This is a genomic window from Bradyrhizobium sp., assembly GCF_022844465.1.
Classification (GTDB): Bacteria; Pseudomonadota; Alphaproteobacteria; order Rhizobiales; family Xanthobacteraceae; genus Bradyrhizobium.
In genome coordinates this window covers 83,311-104,069 of sequence record NZ_JALHLP010000014.1, presented here as the reverse complement: position 1 = coordinate 104,069, position 20,759 = coordinate 83,311, and the positions used below count along the sequence as shown (strand labels likewise).

Sequence of the window (20,759 nt, the reverse complement as noted above, 5' to 3'; positions counted from 1 at the left end):
GCACTCTCTCTCTGTCATTCCGGGGCGCGCGCAGCGCGAACCTCAGATGCGCTATGCGCATCGGGGAATCTCGAGATTCCGGGTTCGCTCGCTGGTCGCGAGCGCCCCGGAATGACGATGTTTGTGGGACTGGCCGAAAGCTTCCATGACCCACCCCGGCGAGCAGTTCTATCCGCAAGGCGTCCGCTGGGACGATCCGATCGCGCGCGGCACGCTGCCGGATCTGCTGTCGCAGGCCGCCGCTGAATTCGGCGCGCAGCCGGCGATCGAATTTCGCGACCGCCCGATCAGCTATGGCGAGCTTGAAGCGCTGGCGGAGAATGCGGCTGCCGCCTTCCTGCGCGCCGGCTACGGCAGGGATCGTTCGGTCGCGCTGTTCCTCGGCAATACGCCTGACCATCCCGTCCATTTCTTTGGCGCGCTCAAGGCCGGCGCCCGCGTGGTGCATCTGTCGCCGCTCGACGGCGAGATCGCGCTGTCGCACAAGCTCGCCGATTCCGGCGCGCGCGTGCTCGTCACCAGCAATTTGTCGGCGCTGCTGCCGACCGCGCTGAAATTCCTCGCAGGCGGCCTGCTCGACCGGCTGATCGTCTGCGAGGACGACCATTGGGGCAGGGCCGGCACGCCGCAGACGCCGCTGCCGGATGATCCGAGGATCGTCACCGCCGCGCAGTTCACCGCCGGCGCGGAAAGGCCTTTGCGGTGGCCCGCGATATCGGCCGACGACGTCGCGCTGCTGCAATATACCGGCGGCACCACCGGACTGCCGAAGGGCGCGATGCTCAGCCACGGCAATCTGACCGCGGCGGTGTCGGTCTATGATGTCTGGGGCAAGCCTGCGCGCGCCGAGCGCAACGCGGTCGAGCGGGTGATCTGCGTGCTGCCGCTGTTTCACATCTTCGCGCTGACGGTCGTGCTGCTGTCGTCGATCCGGCGCGGCCATCTGATTTCGCTGCACCAGCGCTTCGACGTCGAGGCCGTGATGCGCGATATCGAGGTCAAGCGCGCCACGGCTTTCCCCGGCGTGCCGACGATGTGGATCGCGATCGCAGCACTTCCCGATCTCGACAAGCGTGACCTGTCCTCGCTGGTCTCCTGCGGCTCCGGCGGCGCGCCGCTGCCGGTCGAGGTCGCCCGCATCTTCGAGCGCAAGGTCGGCATGAAGCTGAAGAGCGGCTGGGGCATGACCGAGACCTGCTCGCCCGGCACCGGCCATCCGAAGGAAGGGCCGGACAAGCCGGGCTCGATCGGCCTGATGCTGCCCGGCATCGAGATCGACGTGGTGTCGCTGGAAGACCCGACGCAACTGATGCCGGTTGGCGAGGTCGGCGAAATCCGCATTCGCGGCCCCAACGTCACCAGGGGCTACTGGAACCGGCCCAAGGAAACCGCCGAGGCCTTTGTCGGCGACCGCTTCCTCACCGGCGACATCGGCTACATGGACGCCGACGGCTATTTCTACCTGGTCGACCGCAAGAAGGACATGATCATTTCCGGCGGCTTCAACGTCTATCCGCAGATGATCGAGCAGGCGATCTACACCCATCCCGCCGTGCAGGAAGTGATCGTGATCGGCATCCCCGACGACTACCGCGGCGAGGCCGCCAAGGCCTTCGTCAGGCTGCGCAACGGCGCGAAAGCCTTCACGCTGGACGAATTACGCGCCTTCCTCGCCGGCAAGCTCGGTCGCCACGAGATTCCGGCCGCGCTTGATTTCGTCGATGAGCTGCCGCGCACCTCCGTCGGCAAGCTCTCGCGCCACGAATTGCGCCAGCGGCAGTCGCCGCCGCCGGCCGCGTCGGTCAAACCGCAACACGTCGCAACGGGAGGTCGTTCCTGAACTTCGCCGTCGTCCCTGCGAAAGCAGGGACCCATACGCCGCGGCTTCTGTTCGGGGCACTTGGGGAGACGGCTTTCGTAAAATTGGTGCCGGTGGCTATGGGTCCCTGCTTTCGCAGGGACGACGAGATTGAGACTTCGCGTTACCAAGGAATCAAAGTTCGCTCACAGGAGGATCCGATGGATCTCGCTTTCAGCAAGGAAGAAATGGCGTTTCGTGAGGAGGTGCGGGCTTTCTTCAGGGACAACGTGCCGCCGGACACGCGGCGCAAGATGGTCGAGGGCCGTCACCTCTCCAAGGACGAGATGGTCGCCTGGTGGCGCATCCTGAACAAGAAGGGCTGGGGCGTCACCCACTGGCCGAAGGAATATGGCGGCACCGGCTGGAGCTCGGTGCAGCACTACATCTTCAACGAGGAGCTGCAGATGCACCCGGCGCCGGCCCCGCTCGCCTTCGGCGTCAGCATGGTCGGTCCGGTCATCTATACCTTCGGCAATGAGCAGCAGAAGAAGCGATATCTGCCGCGGATCGCCAATGTCGAGGACTGGTGGTGCCAGGGCTTTTCCGAACCCGGCTCCGGTTCCGATCTGGCCTCGCTGAAAACCAGGGCCGAGCGCAAGGGCGACAAGTACATCATCAACGGCCAGAAGACCTGGACCACGCTGGCCCAGCATGCCGACATGATCTTCTGCCTGTGCCGCACGGACAACAACGCCAAGAAGCAGATGGGCATCTCCTTCATCGTATTCAGCATGAAGTCGAAGGGCGTCACCGTGCGGCCGATCCAGACCATCGACGGCGGCCATGAGGTCAACGAGGTGTTCCTCGACGACGTCGAGGTGCCGGTCGAGAACCTGATCGGTGAGGAGAACAAGGGCTGGGACTACGCCAAGTTCCTGCTCGGCAACGAGCGCACCGGGATCGCCCGCGTCGGCGTCTCCAAGGAGCGGCTGCGCCGGATCCGCGATCTCGCCTCCAAGGTCGAATCCGGCGGCAAGCCGATCATTCAGGACCAGGGCTTTCGCGAGAAGCTCGCGGCCTGCGAGATCGAATTGAAGGCGCTCGAACTGACGCAGCTGCGCGTCGTCGCCGACGAGGGCAAGCACGGCAAGGGCAAGCCCAACCCGGCGTCCTCGGTGCTCAAGATCAAGGGATCGGAAATCCAGCAGACCACCACCGAGCTGCTGATGGAAGTGATCGGCCCGTTCGCCGCACCCTATGACGAGCATGGCGACGACGGCTCCAACGAGGCGATGGACTGGACCGCCCAGATCGCGCCAAGCTATTTCAACAATCGCAAGGTCTCGATCTATGGCGGCTCCAACGAGATCCAGCGCAACATCATCACCAAGGCGGTGCTCGGGCTCTGACAAGGCTCAGCGAACCACAGAGGTGTCGTCCCCTGCCTTGTGCGCGATTGCGCACTGGGGCGGGGGACCCGGTACGCCGAGGCGGTTGTGGCTCACGACGCGCCGGCGATTACTGGATCCCCGCTTTCGCGGGGATGACGATCGAGAGTCAGTTCGTAGGATGGGTGGAGCGAAGCGATACCCATCATAACAAGACCGAACAGTGCGATGGGTTTCGCTTCGCTCTACCCATCCTACGAGTTCGTTCGAATGATTTGAGAAAGTAAACAACATGGATTTTGACCTGTCCGAGGAGCAGCGCCTGCTCAAGGAAAGCATCGACGGTCTGTTGACCGACGCCTACGATTTCGATGCGCGCAAGAAGTACATGAAGGAGAAGGGCGGCTGGAGCCGCGCGGTCTGGGGCAAGCTCGCCGAGCAGGGCCTGCTTGGCCTGCCGTTCGCGGAGGCCGACGGCGGCTTCGGCGCCGGCGCGGTCGAAACCATGATCGTGATGGAGGCGCTCGGCAGGGCTCTGGTGCTGGAGCCGTATCTGGCCACAGTCGTGATATCGGGCGGCTTCCTGCGCCATGGCGGTTCGGCCGCGCAGAAGGCCCAATATCTCCCCGGCATCATCGACGGCAGCAAGACCTTCGCCTTCGCGCAGCTCGAAAAGAACTCGCGCTACGATCTCGCCGACGTTTCCACGACGGCCAAGAAAAAAGGCGCGGGCTGGACCATCGACGGCGAGAAATTCGTCGTGCTCAACGGCGAGAACGCCGACACCCTGATCGTCACCGCGCGCACCAGGGGCGGCCAGCGCGACAGGACCGGCGTCGGCGCCTTTCTGGTGCCGGCCGACGCCAAGGGCGTCACCCGCAAGGGCTACCCGACCCAGGACGGCCTGCACGCCGCCGACATCACGCTGACCGGCGTCGAGGTCGGCGCCGACGCCGCGATCGGCGATCCCGACAACGGCCTGGCGCTGATCGAGCGCGTGGTCGACGAGGCCCGCACCGCGATGTGCGCCGAAGCGGTCGGCGCGATGGATGAATCGCTGAAGATGACGGTGGAGTACCTCAAGACCCGCAAGCAGTTCGGCGTCGCCATCGGCAGCTTCCAGACCCTGCAGCACCGCGCCGCCGACATGTTCGTCGCCCTCGAGCAGGCCCGCAGCATGTCGATGTTCGCGACCATGGCCGTCGATTTCGACAACGCGAAGGATCGCGCCACCGCGGTCGCGGCCGCCAAGGTCCAGATCGGCAAGTCAGGCAAATATATCGGCCAGCAGTCGATCCAGCTCCACGGCGGCATCGGCATGACCCAGGAAGTCAAGATCGGCCACTACTTCAAGCGGCTGACCATGATCGAGAACACCTTCGGCGACACCGACTACCACCTCCGCCGCGTCACCGAAGGCGGCGGGCTGGTGTAGCGCCCGCTGACTGTCATCCCCCGCGAAAGCGGGGGATCCAGTACGCCGCGGCCTATCGACTCTTGCGCAGCCGTCTCTGGAATACTGGATCGCCCGGCCAAGCCGGGCGATGACGACTGAATGAATGGTAACAGGGAGCCAACAACCATGAAAAACACCCCGTTCGACCTCACCGGAAAAGTCGCCGTCATCACCGGCTCCAGCCGCGGCATCGGCCGCTCCTCGGCGGAGCTGATGGCGAAACTCGGCGCCAAGGTCGTGATCTCCAGCCGCAAGGTCGACGCCTGCCAGGAGGTCGCCGAGGGCATCAGGAAGACCGGCGGCGACGCCCACGTCATCCCCTGCAACATCTCGCGCCGCGACGAAGTCGAGGCGCTGATCTCGGGCGCGACGAAGCATTACGGCAAGGTCGATATCCTGGTCTGCAACGCCGCGGTCAATCCCTATTACGGCCCGCTGCTCGACATCACGGACGAGGCCTTCGACAAGATCATGGGCTCCAACGTCAAGAGCAACATCTGGCTCTGCGCGCTGGCGATCCCGCCAATGGCCGCGCGCGGCAACGGCTCGGTCGTCATCATCTCCTCGATCGGCGGCCTGCGCGGCTCCACCGTGATCGGCGCCTACGGGATTTCCAAGGCGGCGGATTTTTCGCTGTGCCGCAGCCTTGCCGGCGAATGGGGCCCGAAGGGCGTCCGCGTCAACTGCGTCGCGCCCGGCCTGGTCAAGACCGACTTCGCCCGCGCGCTGTGGGAAGACCCTGACAATCTCAAGCGCCGCACCGCGAGCACCCCGCTGCGGCGGATCGGCGAGCCCGAAGAGATTGCCGGCGCCGTGGCCTACCTCGCCTCCGACGCCTCCAGCTTCATGACCGGCCAGACCATCGTGATCGACGGCGGCGTGACCACGGCGGCGGTGTGATTCTTCCCTCTCCCGCTTGCGGGGGAGGGTGCCGAGCAAAGCGAGGTGGGTGGGGGAATCTCCGCGAATCCGTCTCTACTTTATTTTGCGCCAGCCGCGCTTGACCTCTGACGCTATCACCGCGGCGGCACCCCCACCCCGACCCTCCCCCGCAAGCGGGAGAGGGAGCGCACCGAACGCGCGGCAGGCTTCTCATATTGACCTTCGCCCCCCAATCCGCTTGCCTCCTGCGCTGACCGCCAACCCCGGAAAGCAGCGTCATGTCCTACGTGCTGGCCATTGATCAGGGCACCACATCTTCGCGCGCCATCGTGTTCCGCGGCGATATTTCCATCGCATCCTCCGCGCAGCAGGAATTCCCGCAGCATTTTCCGGCCTCGGGCTGGGTCGAGCACGAGCCGGAGGACATCTGGACCTCGACCGTGGCGGTCTGCCGCGCGGCGCTGGAAAAGGCCGGCATCACCGCCAAAGACATCGCCGCGATCGGCATCACCAACCAGCGCGAGACCACTATTGTCTGGGACCGCGCCACCGGCCAGGCCGTGCACCGCGCCATCGTCTGGCAGGACCGCCGCACCGCCGATATCTGCGCCAGGTTAAAGAGCGAAGGCCACGAGCCGGCGATATCGGCCCGGACCGGCCTCATCGTCGATCCCTATTTTTCCGGCACCAAAGTCGCATGGATCCTCGACCACGTGCCGGGCGCGCGCGAGCGCGCGGGGCGCGGCGAACTGCTGTTCGGCACCGTCGATTGCTATCTGCTGTGGCGGCTGACCGGCGGAGAGGTGCACGCCACCGACGCCACCAACGCCTCGCGCACCCTGCTGTTCAACATCCATACCGGGCAGTGGGACGACGAGTTGTTGAAGCTGCTGCGGGTGCCGCGCTCGATGCTCCCTGAGGTGAAGGATTCCTCCGCCCGCTTCGGCGACAGCGCGCCGGACCTGTTCGGCGGCGCGATCGCCATCTCCGGCATCGCCGGCGACCAGCAGGCCGCGACCATCGGCCAGGCCTGTTTTGAGCCCGGCATGATGAAGTCGACCTACGGCACAGGCTGCTTCGCGCTGCTCAACACCGGCGCGACGCCGGTGGCTTCAAGCAACAAGCTGCTCACCACCATCGCCTATCAACTCGGCGGCAAGCGCACCTACGCGCTGGAGGGCTCGATCTTCGTCGCAGGGAGCGCCGTGCAATGGCTGCGCGATGGTCTCGGCATCATCAGGCAGGCCGCCGAGACCGGCCCGCTCGCCGAAAAATCCGATTCCACCCAGAGCGTCTATCTCGTTCCCGCCTTCGTCGGCTTAGGGGCGCCCTACTGGAATCCCCGCGTCCGCGGCGCGCTGTTCGGGCTCACCCGCAACACCGGCCCCGCCGAGCTCGCCCATGCCGCTCTGGAAAGCGTCTGCTACCAGACGTTTGATCTCTGGGCCGCGATGCGCGCCGACTGGCCCGACGCCGACGGAGCCAACATCGTCCTTCGCGTCGATGGCGGCATGACCGCCTCGGACTGGACCATGCAGCGCCTGGCCGATCTGCTCGACGCCCCCGTTGACCGCCCGATGATCCAGGAAACCACCGCGCTGGGCGCCGCCTATCTCGCCGGGCTGAAGGCCGGCGTCTATCCCGAGCCGGCAAGATTCGCCGACAACTGGCGACTGGAACGCCGCTTCAAGCCTGTCATGAGCGCGGCGACGCGGCAACGAAAGCTCGCCGGCTGGGCGCGCGCGGTGAAGGGCGTGCTGGCGAGCGACGAGGGGGAGGGGTAGCTCCGTCCCGCCGTCATGCCCACGCTTGTCGCGGGCATCCACGTCGTGCTTGTCTGGCCTGCAGCGAAAACGTGGATGGCCGTGGGACAAGCCCGGCCATGACGATGCGAAGAAGTGCGCCATGATCCTGCCCGACGGATACTCCGACGTCCCCGCCGGCAAGGTCGCCGCGATCGTCACGCATCTGGAAATGACGACTCGCCCGGCGCCGCGCTCCGATCCGCCCCGAGCCTGGTCGCTGCGCCGGGTCGAGACGCCGCCGCTCGACTGGTTTCGCGATCTCTACCGGCGCGTCGGCGAGGAGTGGCTGTGGTTCTCGCGGATCAGGATGCCCGACGCTGAACTGGCGGAGCGGATTCATTCGCCGGATGTCGAAGTTTATGCGCTCGTCGATGGCGGGCGCGACGAGGGCTTGCTCGAACTGGACTTTCGCGAGTCCGGCCACTGCGAGATCGGCATGTTCGGCGTCACCGCAAAACTGGTCGGAACCGGCGCCGGCCGCTGGCTGATGAACCGCGCGCTTGAGATCGCATGGTCGCGGCCGGTCACGCGCGTCTGGCTGCACACCTGCACCTTCGATCATCCCGCGGCGCTCGCCTTCTACCAGCGCTCGGGGTTTCGCGCCTGCCGCCGCCAGGTCGAGGTGTCCGATGATCCAAGGCTCGACGGCACCGCGCCGCGCGAGGTGGCGAAACATGTGCCGGTCATAGAGTGAGGCACTGAACCGTCCTCACTCTCGGCCGTCATCCCCGCGAAGGCGGGGACCCAGTATTCCAGAGGCAGCAGTGATGGAATCGAGAAGTCGCAGCGTGCTGATACCGCGCTTTCGCGGGGCATGACAGTCCGTTACACTGGCTCCCCCGCCCGTCCGAAAAATGGTGATCTCTCATGTTCCTGATCGGCCAGTACGACTCCCCCTTTGTCCGCCGCGTCGCCATCGCCATGCGGCTGTATGGCCTGCCGTTCGAACACAGACCGTGGTCGACCTTCGGCGATGCGGAGAAAATCGCGCCGTACAATCCGCTGCGGCGGGTGCCGACGCTGGTGTTGGATGACGGCGAGGCGCTGATCGAGAGCGCGGTGATCCTGGATTATCTCGACGACCGCGTCGGCCCCGACAAGGCGCTGATCCCACGCAGCGGCGCGGTCCGACGGCGGCAGTTGCGGATTTCGGCGCTGGCGATGGGGCTCGGCGACAAGGCCGTCAGCCTGCTCTACGAGCGCGTGCTGCGCAAGGACAGGCAGCTTGACCTCTGGGTCGCGCGCTGCAAGACACAGATTTCAGGCGTGCTGGATGTGCTGGAGAAGGAGCGCGCGGCTGTGACGACGCCGTACTGGTTCGGCGAAACCATCGGCCATGCCGACATCGCGGTTGCCTGCGTGCTGCGCTTTGTCGGCGAGGCCCATCCCGCTCTGTTCGACGCGCGCTATCCGGCGCTGCGGGCGCATGCCGCGCGCTGCGAAGCGCTGCCGCCGTTCCGGGCCTTCGTGCAGCCGCTGGCGCCGCCAAAGGGGTAGAGGGCTTCGTAGGGTGGGCAAAGCGTAGCGTGCCCACCACGTGCCCACCATCCACGATGATCGGAAGATGGATGGTGGGCACGGGGCAAACGCGCCTTTGCCCACCCTACCTCTGCGATGTGATCCGACCTCTCCCCGCAAGCGGGGTGAGGTAAGGGAGTACGGCTGCGCGTGAGCCATAGGCCCGAAATCTGCCTTTGCATGGGGTTGTTTTCGCTTTTTTTGTCAGGCGGAGCGCGGAGCGTCCGGCTGCGCCAAGGGATGCGCGCTGGCAAAGGCCGGCAGCGCCATTGCGGTCTCGAAGATGCGCTTCACGGTCGGCCAGGTCGAAAGCTCGATCTGCTGGTTCACGGCGGCGGTGACGTGGCCGACCATGCAGATATCGGCCATCGTCGGCGCGTCGCCATGACAGAAGCGCCCGGTGTCCTTGTGGCCCGCGAGATGGCCTTCCAGCGCGGCCAGCGTCTCCACCGTCCAGTGCCGCCGCCACGCCGCCTGCTGCGCGTCGCGCAAATTCAGTTCCTGATCGAGGTAGCGCCGCACCCGCGGCGTCAGCAGCGGGTGGCCCTCGCAGGCGACCATCAGCGCCAGCGCGCGCACCCGGGCGCGGCCGGCGGGGTCGGCGGGCAGCAGCGGCGGCGCCGGATATTTCTCGTCGAGATATTCGAGGATGGCGAGCGACTGGAACAGCGTGACGCCGTCATCCGTCACCAGCGCCGGCAGCGCCATCTGCGGATTGACCGCGCGATAGGCGGGTTCGCGGTGCGCGTTGGCGTCGATGTCGACGAACACCACCTCGACCGGGAGGTCTTTCAGGTTGAGCGCAATGCGGAGGCGAAAGCTCGCCAGCGACCGCCAGAACGAGAAGAATTTCATCGGCGCCCCGCACTGTTGTTCCCCTCTCCCCTTGTGGGAGAGGGTGGCTTCGCAAAGCGAAGACGGGTGAGGGGTTCTCTCCGCGGATGCAGACCCCTCATCCGGCGCTGCGCGCCACCTTCTCCCACAAGGGGAGAAGGGAGGAAAGCCGCTACGCCCCCACCGCCTTCTTGCGCCAGGCTAGATGCACTGCGCAATTGCAACCCGGCGGATGCGCGGCCAGCTCCCTGGCGGCGACATCGTTGGCGGGCACGGCCGCCATCGGTGTCTTCGTAGCCGCCGCCTGCGCCGGAATGTAGTTCAATACCGGCGCCAGCCAGCGCTCGGCCTCGGCCACGCTGATGCGCTTGCGCGCGGCGTAGTCCTCGACCTGGTCGCGCTCGATTCGGCCGACGCCGAAATAGAAGCTCTCGGGATGCGAGAAATAAAGCCCCGACACCGACGAGCCCGGCCACATCGCAAAGCTCTCGGTCAATGTGACGCCGGCGGTGCTCTCGGCGTCGAGCAGCTTGAACAGCGTCGCTTTCTCGGTGTGGTCGGGCTGCGCGGGATAGCCGGGCGCCGGGCGGATGCCGGCATATTGCTCCGATATCAACTGGTCGGGCGTCAGCGTCTCGTCCGGCGCGTAGCCCCAGAACTCGCGGCGGACGCGCGCATGCATCCGCTCGGCGAAGGCTTCCGCCAGCCGGTCGGCCAGCGCCTTGCACAGGATCGAGGAGTAATCGTCGTTGGCGTTCCTGAAGCGGTCGGCGACCACGTCCTCGCCGATCCCGGCGGTGACCACGAACGCGCCGATATAGTCAGGCACGCCGGAAGACGTCGGCGCGATGAAATCCGACAGCGCGGCGTTGAAGCGGCCCTCGCGCTTCTCCAGTTGCTGGCGCAGCGTATGCAGGGTCGCGATTGAGGTTTTGCGGGTATCGTCGGCATAGACGACGATGTCGTCGCCGACCGCGTTGGCCGGCCAGAAGCCGATGGTGGCGCGGGCCGTGAACCATTTCTCGGCGATGATGCGCTTGAGCATCGCGCGCGCGTCGTCATAGAGCGAGCGCGCGGCTTCGCCGACCTTGGGATCGTCGAGGATGGCGGGGAAGCGCCCGGTCAATTCCCAGGTCTGGAAGAACGGCGTCCAGTCGATGTACTCGGCCAGTTCCGAAAGGTCGTAGGCGTCAAAGCTGCGGATGCCCAGAAACGAGGGCTTCTTCGGCGGCGTCTTCGCAAAGTCGATCCGGACGCCATTGGCGCGGGCGTCCGCCAGCTTCAGCCGCTTCTTGTCGGCCTGGGCGCGGAAATGCGCCGCGGAAATCTTGGCGTAGTCGGCGCGGATGTCGGCGGCATAGGCCTCGCGCCGGTCGGGCGCGAGCAGCGACGACGCGACGCCGACGGCGCGGCTGGCGTCGTTGACGTGAACCACCGGGCCGCCCTTGTAATTGGGGTCGATCTTGACGGCGGTATGGACCCGGCTCGTCGTGGCGCCGCCGATCAGCAGCGGCATCGTCATGCCCTGCCGCTGCATTTCGCCGGCCAGGAAACTCATCTCGTCGAGCGAGGGCGTGATCAGGCCGGACAGCCCGATGATGTCGGCGCCCTCGGCCTTCGCGGTCTCGATGATCTTGGCCGCGGGCACCATCACGCCGAGGTCGATGACCTCGAAATTGTTACATTGCAGCACGATGCCGACGATGTTCTTGCCGATGTCGTGGACGTCGCCCTTGACGGTCGCCAGCACGATCTTGCCGGCGCTGTTGCGGCCGTCGCCGGCGATGCCGTTGGCGAGGTTGCGCGCCTTTTCCTCCGCCATGAACGGCATCAGATAGGCCACCGCCTGCTTCATCACCCGCGCCGACTTCACCACCTGCGGGAGGAACATCTTGCCGTCGCCAAAGAGGTCGCCGACGATGTTCATGCCGGCCATCAGCGGGCCCTCGATCACGTTCAGCGGCCGCTCGACCGTCTGCCGCGCGGCCTCGGTGTCGGCCTCGATGAATTCGGTGATGCCGTGCACCAGCGCGTGGGAAAGCCGCTGCTCGACCGGCCATTCGCGCCAGGCCAGGTCCTGCTCCCTGGTCTGCTTCTCCTTGCCGCGGAATTTCTCGGCCAGCGCCAACAGCCGCTCGGACGCGCCGGGGTCGCGGTTGAGGATGACGTCCTCGCAAACCTGCCGCAACTCGGGGTCGATGTCGTCATAGACGATCATCTGCCCGGCATTGACGATGCCCATGTCCATGCCGGCCTTGATGGCGTGGTAGAGGAACACCGAATGCATGGCCTCGCGCACCGGCTCATTGCCGCGGAACGAGAACGACAGGTTGGAGACGCCGCCGGAGACATGGGCGCCCGGCAGGTTCTGGCGGATCCAGCGCGTCGCCTCGATGAAATCGACGCCGTAATTGTTATGCTCTTCCAGCCCGGTTGCGATCGCGAAAATGTTGGGATCGAAGATGATATCCTCGGGTGGAAAGCCGACCTCGTCGATCAGGATGTCGTAGGCGCGCTTGCAGATTTCGGTCTTGCGCGCGAACGTATCGGCCTGGCCGATCTCGTCGAACGCCATGACGACGACGGCGGCGCCGTGGCGGCGGGCGATGCGGGCCTCGTGGACGAACTTCTCAACGCCTTCCTTCATCGAGATCGAGTTCACCACCGGCTTGCCCTGGACGCATTTCAGCCCGGCCTCGATCACGGTGAATTTCGAGGAATCGACCATCACAGGCACGCGGGCGATGTCAGGCTCGGCGGCGACGAGGTTGAGAAACGTCACCATCGCGGCTTCCGAATCCAGCAAGCCTTCGTCCATGTTGACGTCGATGATCTGGGCGCCGTTCTCGACCTGCTCGCGCGCCACCTGAAGGGCTGCGGTGTAATCGCCCGCCGTGATCAGCTTGCGGAATTTCGCCGATCCCGTGACGTTGGTGCGCTCGCCGACATTGACGAAGGGGATCGCCGGCGTCAGCTCGAACGGCTCCAGCCCCGAAAGCCGCAGCCGCGGTGCGATCGCAGGGATCGCGCGCGGCCGGTGCGGGGCGACCGCGGCGGCGATCGCCGCGATGTGGTCCGGGGTGGTGCCGCAGCAGCCGCCGACGATGTTGACGAGGCCGGCTTGCGCGAACTCGCCGATCAGGCGCGCCATGTATTCCGGGCTTTCGTCGTACTGGCCGAATTCGTTGGGCAGGCCGGCGTTCGGGTAGGCGCAGACCATCGTATCGGCGACGCGGCCGATGTCGGCGATGTGGGCGCGCAGGTCCTCGGCGCCGAGCGCGCAGTTGAAGCCGATGGTGATCGGATCGGCGTGGCGCACCGAGTTCCAGAACGCTTCGGGCAGTTGTCCTGACAGCAGCCGGCCGGACTTGTCGGTGATGGTGCCCGAGATCATCACCGGCACGTCGATGCCGCGCGCCTCGGTGATTTCAGCGATGGCGTAGAGCGCGGCCTTGGCGTTCAGCGTGTCGAAAATGGTTTCGACCAGCAGCAGATCCGCCCCGCCGTCGAGCAGGCCGTTGATCTGCTCGCCATAGGCTTGGCGCAAATCGTCAAAGGTGACGGCGCGGTAACCTGGACTGGATACGTCGGGCGAGATCGAGGCGGTGCGGTTGGTCGGGCCGAGCGCGCCGGCGACGAAGCGCGGCTTGCCGTCCTCGGCGGTGACGCGCGCGGCGGCGGCGCAGGCGAGCCTGGCGCCGTCGCGGTTCAGCTCGTAGGCGAGGTTCGACATGTCGTAGTCGGCCTGCGCGATCGAGGTCGAGGAGAAGGTATTGGTGGCGACGATGTCGGCGCCGGCGCGCAGATACTCGGCGTGGATGTCTTCGATCGCGCGCGGCTGGGTCAGGATCAGGAGATCGTTGTTGCCGCGGACGTCGCGGTGAAAATCCTTAAAGCGCGCGCCGCGAAACGCGGCCTCGTCGTATTCGAGGGCCTGGATCATCGTGCCCATGGCGCCGTCGAGCACCAGGATGCGCTCGCGGGCGGCGGCGAGCAGGGCGGTGCGCTTCGGCGAAACTTTGGGAGAACGCGAAGAGGGCATCGGTCAGGCGGCTTTCTGCGCGCCATTGGGTCGGATGCCCAGGAGATGGCTGATCGCGAACACGAGGTCGGCGCGGTTCATGGTGTAGAAATGAAAAGTATCGACGCCGTGCTTGGCGAGCTTTTGGACCTGTCCGGCGGCGACGGTGGCGGCGACCAGCTTGCGGGTCTCGGCGTCGTCGTCGAGGCCTTCGAATTTTTCCGCCAGCCATTCCGGCACCGAGGTGCCGGCGCGGGTCACGAAGCCGCGCGCCTGCCTGAAATTGTGCATCGGCATGATGCCGGGAATGACGGGAATGTCGATGCCGCGGGCGCGGACGCGGTCGAGGTAGCGGAAATACAGATCATTGTCGAAGAACACCTGGGTGATGGCGCGCGCCGCGCCAGCGTCAACCTTGGCCTTCAGCGTGTCGATGTCGGCGTCAAGCGTCGGGCTCTCCGGGTGCTTCTCCGGATAGGCCGAGACCGAGATTTCGATGTCGGGATAGCGCCGCTTGATGCCTTCGATCAGCTCCGGCGAACTCTGGTAGCCGTCGGGATGGGCGTGATAGGCGGTGCCGATGCCGGTGGTGGGGTCGCCGCGCAGGGCGACGATGTGGCGGACGCCGATCTCGTGATAGCGCGCCACGACGTCGTCGATCTCGCCTTTGGGCGTGCCGACGCAGGTCAAGTGCGCCGCCGGGGTCAGGCGGGTCTCCTTGAGGATGCGCGCGATGGTCGAATGGGTGCGCTCGCGGGTCGATCCGCCGGCGCCGTAGGTCACCGACACGAAGCTGGGCGCAAGCGGCGCCAGCCGGTTGATGGTTTCCCACAGGCTGCGCTCCATCTCCGCCGTCTTGGGCGGAAAGAATTCGAAGGAAATCTTCGGCGAATGCAGCGCGCGATGGCCGTCACCGGCAGGGGGCGTAACTTCGGTCATGGCACTCATCGGGCTCCATCGAGATCGGCGCCTATCAGGCCTAGCGCCCATCAGCTAAAATAAGACAAACAGGGTCAGACAAACAGCCCATCAAGAGTGGGAAATGGCCCATTTTCATCAAGAAGATCTGGAGTAGCTGCTGGGAGCTCAGATATGTGGGCTAGACTACCAAACAAAAATAACCTGAAATTCCTCACAAATAGCGGTATTTTTTATGGAATAGCGCGATCCGATGGTTTTGTGGGCGTGGGGCAGGTCGATATAGTGTGCAATCTTGCGAATACCGCCCCACCTTCCGGCATCTGCTAAGGTACTGCATTGCCCGCGCGCGCGGGCCTGACCTGCGTCAGCCGGGACTTTGTTGCCTCCGCTTGCCGCACTAGGTTAGCGCAATGATCCCGCTTTCCGTCCTAGACCTCTCCGTCGTCACCACAGGCACGAAGCCCGCCGCGGCGCTGCGCAACAGCATCGACCTGGCGCGCCATGTCGATGCGCTCGGCTATGTCCGCTACTGGCTTGCCGAGCACCACAATCTGGCGTCGGTGGCGAGCCCGGCGCCCGACCTGATGATCGGGCAGATCGCGGCGGTCACGAAGAACATCCGCGTCGGCTCCGGCGGGGTGATGCTGCCCAACCACGCGCCGCTGGTGGTGGCCGAACGCTTCAAGATGCTGGAGGCGCTGTTTCCCGGCCGCATCGATCTCGGTCTTGGCCGGGCGCCCGGCACCGACGGCGCCACTGCGCATGCGCTGCGCAGCCGGCTCGATCGCCGCGAAGGCGACGACTTCCTTGAGCGGCTGCATGAACTGTGCCTGTGGGAAACCCGCGATTTCCCGCCCGGCCATCCCTACAACAACGTGGTGGCGATGCCGGACGACGCGCCCCTGCCGCCGATCTGGCTGCTCGGCTCGTCCGACTACAGTTCGGAACTCGCCGCCCAGGTCGGGATGGGATTTGCCTTCGCCCACCATTTCGCCTCATACGACGCGATCGAAGCCCTGACCCACTACCGCAGCCGCTTTGAACCGTCGGGCTGGCGCGCGACGCCGCACGGCATTCTCGCGGTCGCCGCCGTCGCTGCCGAAACCGATGCGGAGGCGGAACGGCTGGCCTCGTCGATGGACCTCAACCGCCTGCGCCGCGACCGCGGGCAATTTCTGCCGCTGCCGAGCGTGGAGGAAGCGCTGGCCTATCGCTATTCCGACGCCGAGCGCGCCTCGGTCGCCCGCAACCGCGCGCGGCTGTTCGTCGGCAGCCCCGCGACCATCATCGCGAAGCTGCAGCCGATGATCGACGCGGGCCGCCCCGATGAGCTGATGATCATCACCGCCGTCTACGACCACGATGCGCGCAAGAAGTCGTATAGTTTGCTGGCGGACGCCTTCGGGCTGGCAAAGCAGGTGGCTGCTTAGTCTCCGTCATTCCGGGGCGATGCGAAGCATCGAACCATGGTGTGCAATTGCGCACCTGAGAATCTCGCCGAGCTACGATCTCGAGATTCCGGGTTCACGCGTCGCGTGCCCCCGAATGACAGCGTTACTCGGCCTTCTCGCTGAACGTGGCGCGGAACGGATGCGCCGGGTAGACGCCGACGATGCGCAGTTCGCGCGAAAAGAACTTCAGTTCCTCCAGCGCAAAGGCAAGCCCCTTGTCCTCGGGATGGCCATCGACATCGGCATAGAACTGGGTCGCAAAGAAATTGCCGTCCACCATGTAGCTTTCCAGCTTGGTCATGTTGACGCCGTTGGTGGCAAATCCACCCATCGCCTTGTAGAGCGCGGCGGGCAGGTTGCGCACCCGGAAAACAAAACTGGTGACCAGCGGTCCCGAGCCCTGCTTGGCCCAATCGGCGTCGCGCGCCAGCACCACGAAGCGCGTGGTGTTGTGGGTCTCATCCTCGACGTCCTCGGCCAGGATCTCGAGGCCGTAGATTTCGGCGGCCAGCCGCGAGGCGATCGCGGCCACCGTCTTGTCGCCGCGTTCGGCGACGTCGCGCGCGCTGCCGGCGGTGTCGGCTGCGACAATCGGCTTGACGCCGAGCTTGCGGATGATGCGGCGACACTGGCCGAGCGCATGGACGTGGCTCTCCACCGTCTTGATGTCGGTGAGCCGGGTCCCCGGCAGCGCCATCAGCTGGTGGCGGATCGGCAGAAACCACTCGCCGACGATGAACAGGCCGGATGCCGGCAGCAAATGGTGGATGTCGGCGACGCGGCCGGCGACCGAATTCTCGATCGGGATCATGCCGAGATCGGCCTCGCCGGCGGAGATCGCGGCCAGCGCGTCCTCGAAGGTCGGGCAAGGCAGCGGCGCGGCGTCCGGATAGGCCTCGACGATGGCGATATGGGAGTTCGCGCCGGGCTCGCCCTGGAATGCAATGGTGAGCTTCTTGGTCATGGGAGGCCTTGTATCAGCCGTTCAGGCGTTGGCTATAGCGTTTTCAAGCGAAATGGGTGGCGTTTCGCGGCAGGAAAACGCGTCCAAACAAAGGTTAAAGCCTCGTTCAAGCAGGCCTGAGCATCTGGCGGGCGGTTTCGAGGTCGGCGGGGGTATCGACGCCGCGCGGCACCGTGTCCACGATGGTGACGTCGATCCGCATGCCGGCTTCCAGCGCCCGGAGCTGTTCGAGCTTCTCCTGCTGCTCAAGCGGGGAGGGCGGCAACGCCACGAACCGCTCCAGCGCGGCGCGGCGATAGGCGTAGAGGCCGATGTGGTGGTAGCGCGGCCCATCGCCGTGTGGCGCGGTGGCGCGGGTAAAATACAGTGCGCGCAGCCGCCGGGGGCCGATCGGCGAGCCGACCGCCTTGACCACGTTGGGATTGCGGTCCTCCTCCTCGGAATGGATCCGGGCGGCAAGGGTTGCGATATCGACGGCAGGATCGGCCAGCGGCGGCAACACGTCCCGGATATTGTCGGGCGATATGGTCGGGAAGTCGCCCTGCAGATTGACCACGATCTCGATCTGGCCCGCCGGGTCGAGCCGCCCGAGCGCCTCGTGGATCCGGTCCGAGCCGGAGGGGTGATCGGCCCGCGTCATGACCGCCTCGCCGCCATGGGATCGCACGGCGTCCGCGATCTCCGACGTGTCGGTGGCAACCGCGACCCGCCCGATCCCGGCCGCTTCAGCCCGCCGCAACACGTGGACGATCATTGGCACGCCGCCAATATCCAACAGCGGTTTGCCGGGCAGGCGGCTGGCCTTCATGCGGGCGGGAATCAGCACCAGGATGCGGGCTTCGGTCATTCGGAACGGGGCCAGGGCCTTCGCGAAAACAGGCCAGGAAAAATGGGGGATCGGCGGAAAGTCGGCGCGTTTATACGGGTTGCCAGAGCGCGGGCAAACCGATATCTCAACCGGGCTGAAGGTTGCGGCGCGAAAGCCTGATTCCTGACGCGAATTCGCGGCCGTTTCGCCGGCCTTAAAGTCGATCTTCCGGCCTGGAGCCTGATCCAACTATGGACTCCTTCGAACTCAACAAGATTCTCGGCGCCATCCTCGCCACCTGCCTTGTCCTCCTGGTCACGAGCTTTGCCGCCTCCGCGATTTTCACGCCGGTCATGCCGGCCAAGCCCGGGTTCGAGATCGCCGTGAAGGAAGCGGCGCCAGGCGGCGGGGCCAAGGAAGCCGCGGCACCGTCCGAGCCGATCGAAAAGCTGCTGCAGACAGCCTCCGTCGAGAAGGGCGCCGCCGCCGCCAAGAAGTGCGCGGCCTGCCATACCTTCGAGAAGGGTGGCCCGAACCGCGTCGGCCCGAACCTGTTCGGCATTGTCGAGCGGGCGCGCGGCAGCGAGGCCGGGTTCAACTATTCGGCCGCGCTGAAGGGCAAGCCCGGCAAGTGGACCTTTGACGATCTGAACAAGTTTATCGCGAGTCCAAAAAGCTTCCTCCCCGGCACCTCGATGGCTTTTGCCGGCGTGCCAAAGGACAGCGAGCGAGCTGATATCATCAATTATCTGCGCACGATGGCGGATAGTCCGGTTCCGCTTCCGACCGCGGCGAAATAACATTTCGAAAGTCCGGCATGGACTTCTGCGCGACATCACGGCCAGGCATTGCCTGGCCGTTTCCATTTGGGGGCTGCGGCATCATCGGGACCTTTCGCCGCAGCGCCGCCGCACACGGGCTGGTATCATGAGGAAAAAGCAACGCAATTTGTCGAACCCTTGCCTTATATTGGGTGCTGGCTAGCTTTCGTCAGCAACAGGATTTCCGCACTTGGCCATTACCCGACGACACCTTCTGCAAGGCAGCGCCGTAGCCGCCCTGGCTCCGGGGCTCGGGCTCGCCCCCGGCACACCGGCGATCGCTCCAGGCTACGCACAATCAGGCGAGCCGGCGTGGCGGCACGCGCTGTCGCTGTTCGGCGAGGTCAAATATCCGGCCGGCTTCAAGCGCTTCGATTACGTCAATCCCGACGCGCCCAAGGGCGGTCTGGCCCGCCAGATTCTGGTCGGGACCTTCGACAATTTCAATGTCGCGGTGGCCGGGGTCAAAGGCTCGCTCGCTGCCGCCGTTGGCCTGATCTACGAATCGCTGATGACGCCGGCGCTGGATGAAGTCTCGACCGAGTACGGCGCGTTGGCCGAGTCGGTCAGCCATCCCGATGATTTTTCGTTCGTGATCTACCGGTTGCGAGCCCAGGCGAAATGGCACGACGGCAAGCCGGTGACGCCGGAAGACGTGATCTTCTCGCTGGATTCCTTCAAGAAGCACCATCCGCAATACTCGGCCTATTACCGCCACGTCGTGAAGGCCGAGAAAATCGGCGAGCGTGACATCAAGTTCACCTTTGATACCCCCGGCAATCGCGAGCTGCCGCAAATCGTGGGGCAGCTGACAATCCTGCCGAAGCACTGGTGGGAAGGCACCGATAGCGAAGGCCGCAAGCGCGATGTCTCCGTCACCACGCTGGAGAAGCCGCTCGGCTCGGCGCCTTACCGCATCAAGGATTTCGTTGCCGGCCGAACGGTGACGCTGGAGCGGGTCAAGGACTATTGGGCCCGTGACCTCGGCTTTGCCATCGGGCGCAACAATTTCGACGAACTGCGTTACGAATATTTTCGCGACGGGTCGGTGGCGCTTGAAGCCTTCAAGGGCGACCAGGTGGACTGGCGCACCGAGAACAGCGCAAAGAACTGGTCAACGGCCTATGATTTTCCCGCCGTCACCGACAAGCGCGTGCTGCTGGAGGAGTTTCCAAACCGCAGCTCCGGCATCATGCAGGGCTTTGCATTGAATATCCGGCGTGAGAAATTCAGCGACCCGCGGGTGCGTCGTGCGCTGAATTTTGCCTTCGACTTCGAGGAAATGAACAAGCAGATTTTCTTCGACCAGTACAAGCGCATCAGCAGTTATTTCGACGGAACGGAGCTCGCCTCGAGCGGCCTGCCGCAAGGCAAGGAACTGGAGATACTCGAAACCGTCCGTGCCGACGTGCCTGCCGAAGTGTTCACGAAAGCCTACAGCAACCCGGTCGGGGGCAATCCGGAAGCCGTGCGCGAAAACCTGCGCGAGGGGCTGCGTCTGCTAAAGGAGGCCGGCTACGAAGTGCGCGAGCGCAAGCTGATCGACAGCAAGACGGGAACCCCGTTCGCGCTCGAACTGCTCAGTGCGGATCCGAGCTTCGAGCGGGTCATGCTGTTCTTCAAGCCTTCGCTGGAGCGGCTCGGCATTACCGTCGGGGTGCGCACGATCGATCCGACGCAGTATGAAAACCGGCTACGGAGCTGGGATTTCGATATTGTTACTTCCTCCTGGGGGCAGTCGCTGTCGCCGGGCAACGAACAGCGCGAATACTGGGGTTCGCAGGCGGCCGACATGGCGGGGTCGCGCAATATCATCGGTATCAAGAACAAGGCGGTCGACAAGCTGATCGAGCGCGTGATCTTCGCCAAGGACCGGGACGAACTCGTCGCAGCCACCAAGGCGCTCGACCGGGTGTTGTTGTGGAACCACTATGTGGTGCCGCAGTGGAATTACCCCAAGGTCCGCACCGCGCGCTGGGATCGTTTTGGCCGTCCGGCCGAACTGCCGAAATACGGGCAGTCCGCTTTCCCGTCGCTGTGGTGGTACGACGCCGAAAAGGCTGCCAGGATCGGAAGGCGTAGTTGAAGG

Annotated in this window: 15 protein-coding genes; 10 read left to right on the top strand and 5 right to left on the bottom strand. The window is 65.2% G+C overall.

Translation table 11 applies throughout. From position 1 onward, the window contains the following. The first annotated feature begins 145 nt into the window (after positions 1-145). The 7 genes from pimA (at position 146) to Q0D31_RS18805 (ending at position 8,829) form a co-directional block, all read left to right on the top strand. Positions 146-1,840 (top strand): dicarboxylate--CoA ligase PimA, encoded by a 1,695-nt coding sequence (gene pimA / locus Q0D31_RS18835; protein WP_291854339.1) that lies wholly within the window; start codon positions 146-148, stop codon positions 1,838-1,840. A 179-nt stretch (positions 1,841-2,019) separates the two neighbouring features. Continuing rightward, entirely contained in the window at positions 2,020-3,210 is a 1,191-nt protein-coding gene (gene pimC / locus Q0D31_RS18830; protein ID WP_291854337.1) for a pimeloyl-CoA dehydrogenase large subunit, read from the top strand. A gap of 271 nt (positions 3,211-3,481) precedes the next feature. After that, on the top strand, positions 3,482-4,624 hold the full coding sequence (pimD, locus tag Q0D31_RS18825; RefSeq protein ID WP_291854335.1) for a pimeloyl-CoA dehydrogenase small subunit: 1,143 nt from the start codon (positions 3,482-3,484) through the stop codon (positions 4,622-4,624). 147 nt (positions 4,625-4,771) lie between these two features. Next, positions 4,772-5,545 carry an SDR family oxidoreductase gene (locus Q0D31_RS18820; protein ID WP_291854333.1) on the top strand — a complete coding sequence of 258 codons (774 nt, stop codon included), beginning with the start codon at positions 4,772-4,774 and terminating at the stop codon, positions 5,543-5,545. A gap of 260 nt (positions 5,546-5,805) precedes the next feature. Then, positions 5,806-7,311 carry a glycerol kinase GlpK gene (gene glpK, locus Q0D31_RS18815; protein WP_291854331.1) on the top strand — a complete coding sequence of 502 codons (1,506 nt, stop codon included), beginning with the start codon at positions 5,806-5,808 and terminating at the stop codon, positions 7,309-7,311. 121 nt (positions 7,312-7,432) lie between these two features. Continuing rightward, positions 7,433-8,026 (top strand): GNAT family N-acetyltransferase, encoded by a 594-nt coding sequence (locus Q0D31_RS18810; RefSeq protein WP_291854329.1) that lies wholly within the window; start codon positions 7,433-7,435, stop codon positions 8,024-8,026. A gap of 173 nt (positions 8,027-8,199) precedes the next feature. Continuing rightward, a complete protein-coding gene (locus Q0D31_RS18805) occupies positions 8,200-8,829 on the top strand; it encodes a glutathione S-transferase family protein (protein WP_291854327.1) in 630 nt (209 codons plus the stop codon). A gap of 225 nt (positions 8,830-9,054) precedes the next feature. Here Q0D31_RS18805 and maiA read toward each other — a convergent pair whose 3' ends face one another. The 3 genes from maiA to metF form a co-directional block, all read right to left on the bottom strand. Next, positions 9,055-9,705 carry a maleylacetoacetate isomerase gene (maiA, locus tag Q0D31_RS18800; protein ID WP_291854325.1) on the bottom strand — a complete coding sequence of 217 codons (651 nt, stop codon included), beginning with the start codon at positions 9,703-9,705 and terminating at the stop codon, positions 9,055-9,057. Between the two features lie 151 nt (positions 9,706-9,856). After that, a complete protein-coding gene (gene metH, locus Q0D31_RS18795) occupies positions 9,857-13,726 on the bottom strand; it encodes a methionine synthase (protein ID WP_291854323.1) in 3,870 nt (1,289 codons plus the stop codon). 3 nt (positions 13,727-13,729) lie between these two features. Further along, positions 13,730-14,644 (bottom strand): methylenetetrahydrofolate reductase [NAD(P)H], encoded by a 915-nt coding sequence (metF, locus tag Q0D31_RS18790; RefSeq protein WP_291854365.1) that lies wholly within the window; start codon positions 14,642-14,644, stop codon positions 13,730-13,732. 392 nt (positions 14,645-15,036) lie between these two features. On the opposite strand from metF, the gene Q0D31_RS18785 reads away from it, so the two are divergent. Continuing rightward, positions 15,037-16,056 (top strand): LLM class flavin-dependent oxidoreductase, encoded by a 1,020-nt coding sequence (locus Q0D31_RS18785; RefSeq protein WP_291854321.1) that lies wholly within the window; start codon positions 15,037-15,039, stop codon positions 16,054-16,056. A 124-nt stretch (positions 16,057-16,180) separates the two neighbouring features. On the opposite strand, the gene Q0D31_RS18780 is transcribed toward Q0D31_RS18785, so the two are convergent. Further along, positions 16,181-17,041 carry a prephenate dehydratase gene (locus Q0D31_RS18780; RefSeq protein WP_291854320.1) on the bottom strand — a complete coding sequence of 287 codons (861 nt, stop codon included), beginning with the start codon at positions 17,039-17,041 and terminating at the stop codon, positions 16,181-16,183. Positions 17,042-17,147: 106 nt separating this feature from the next. Beyond that, complete coding sequence (locus Q0D31_RS18775; protein WP_291854318.1) at positions 17,148-17,888, bottom strand: 3-deoxy-manno-octulosonate cytidylyltransferase; 741 nt, start codon at positions 17,886-17,888, stop codon at positions 17,148-17,150. Between the two features lie 212 nt (positions 17,889-18,100). Here Q0D31_RS18775 and Q0D31_RS18770 point away from each other — a divergent pair, with 212 nt between their 5' ends. Both Q0D31_RS18770 and Q0D31_RS18765 read left to right on the top strand, forming a co-directional pair. Beyond that, entirely contained in the window at positions 18,101-18,649 is a 549-nt protein-coding gene (locus tag Q0D31_RS18770) for a cytochrome c family protein (protein WP_291854316.1), read from the top strand. 211 nt (positions 18,650-18,860) lie between these two features. Next, the gene (locus tag Q0D31_RS18765) at positions 18,861-20,756 is read left to right on the top strand and encodes an extracellular solute-binding protein (protein WP_291854314.1); all 1,896 of its coding nucleotides are present in this window, start codon (positions 18,861-18,863) and stop codon (positions 20,754-20,756) included. Positions 20,757-20,759: the final 3 nt, after the last annotated feature.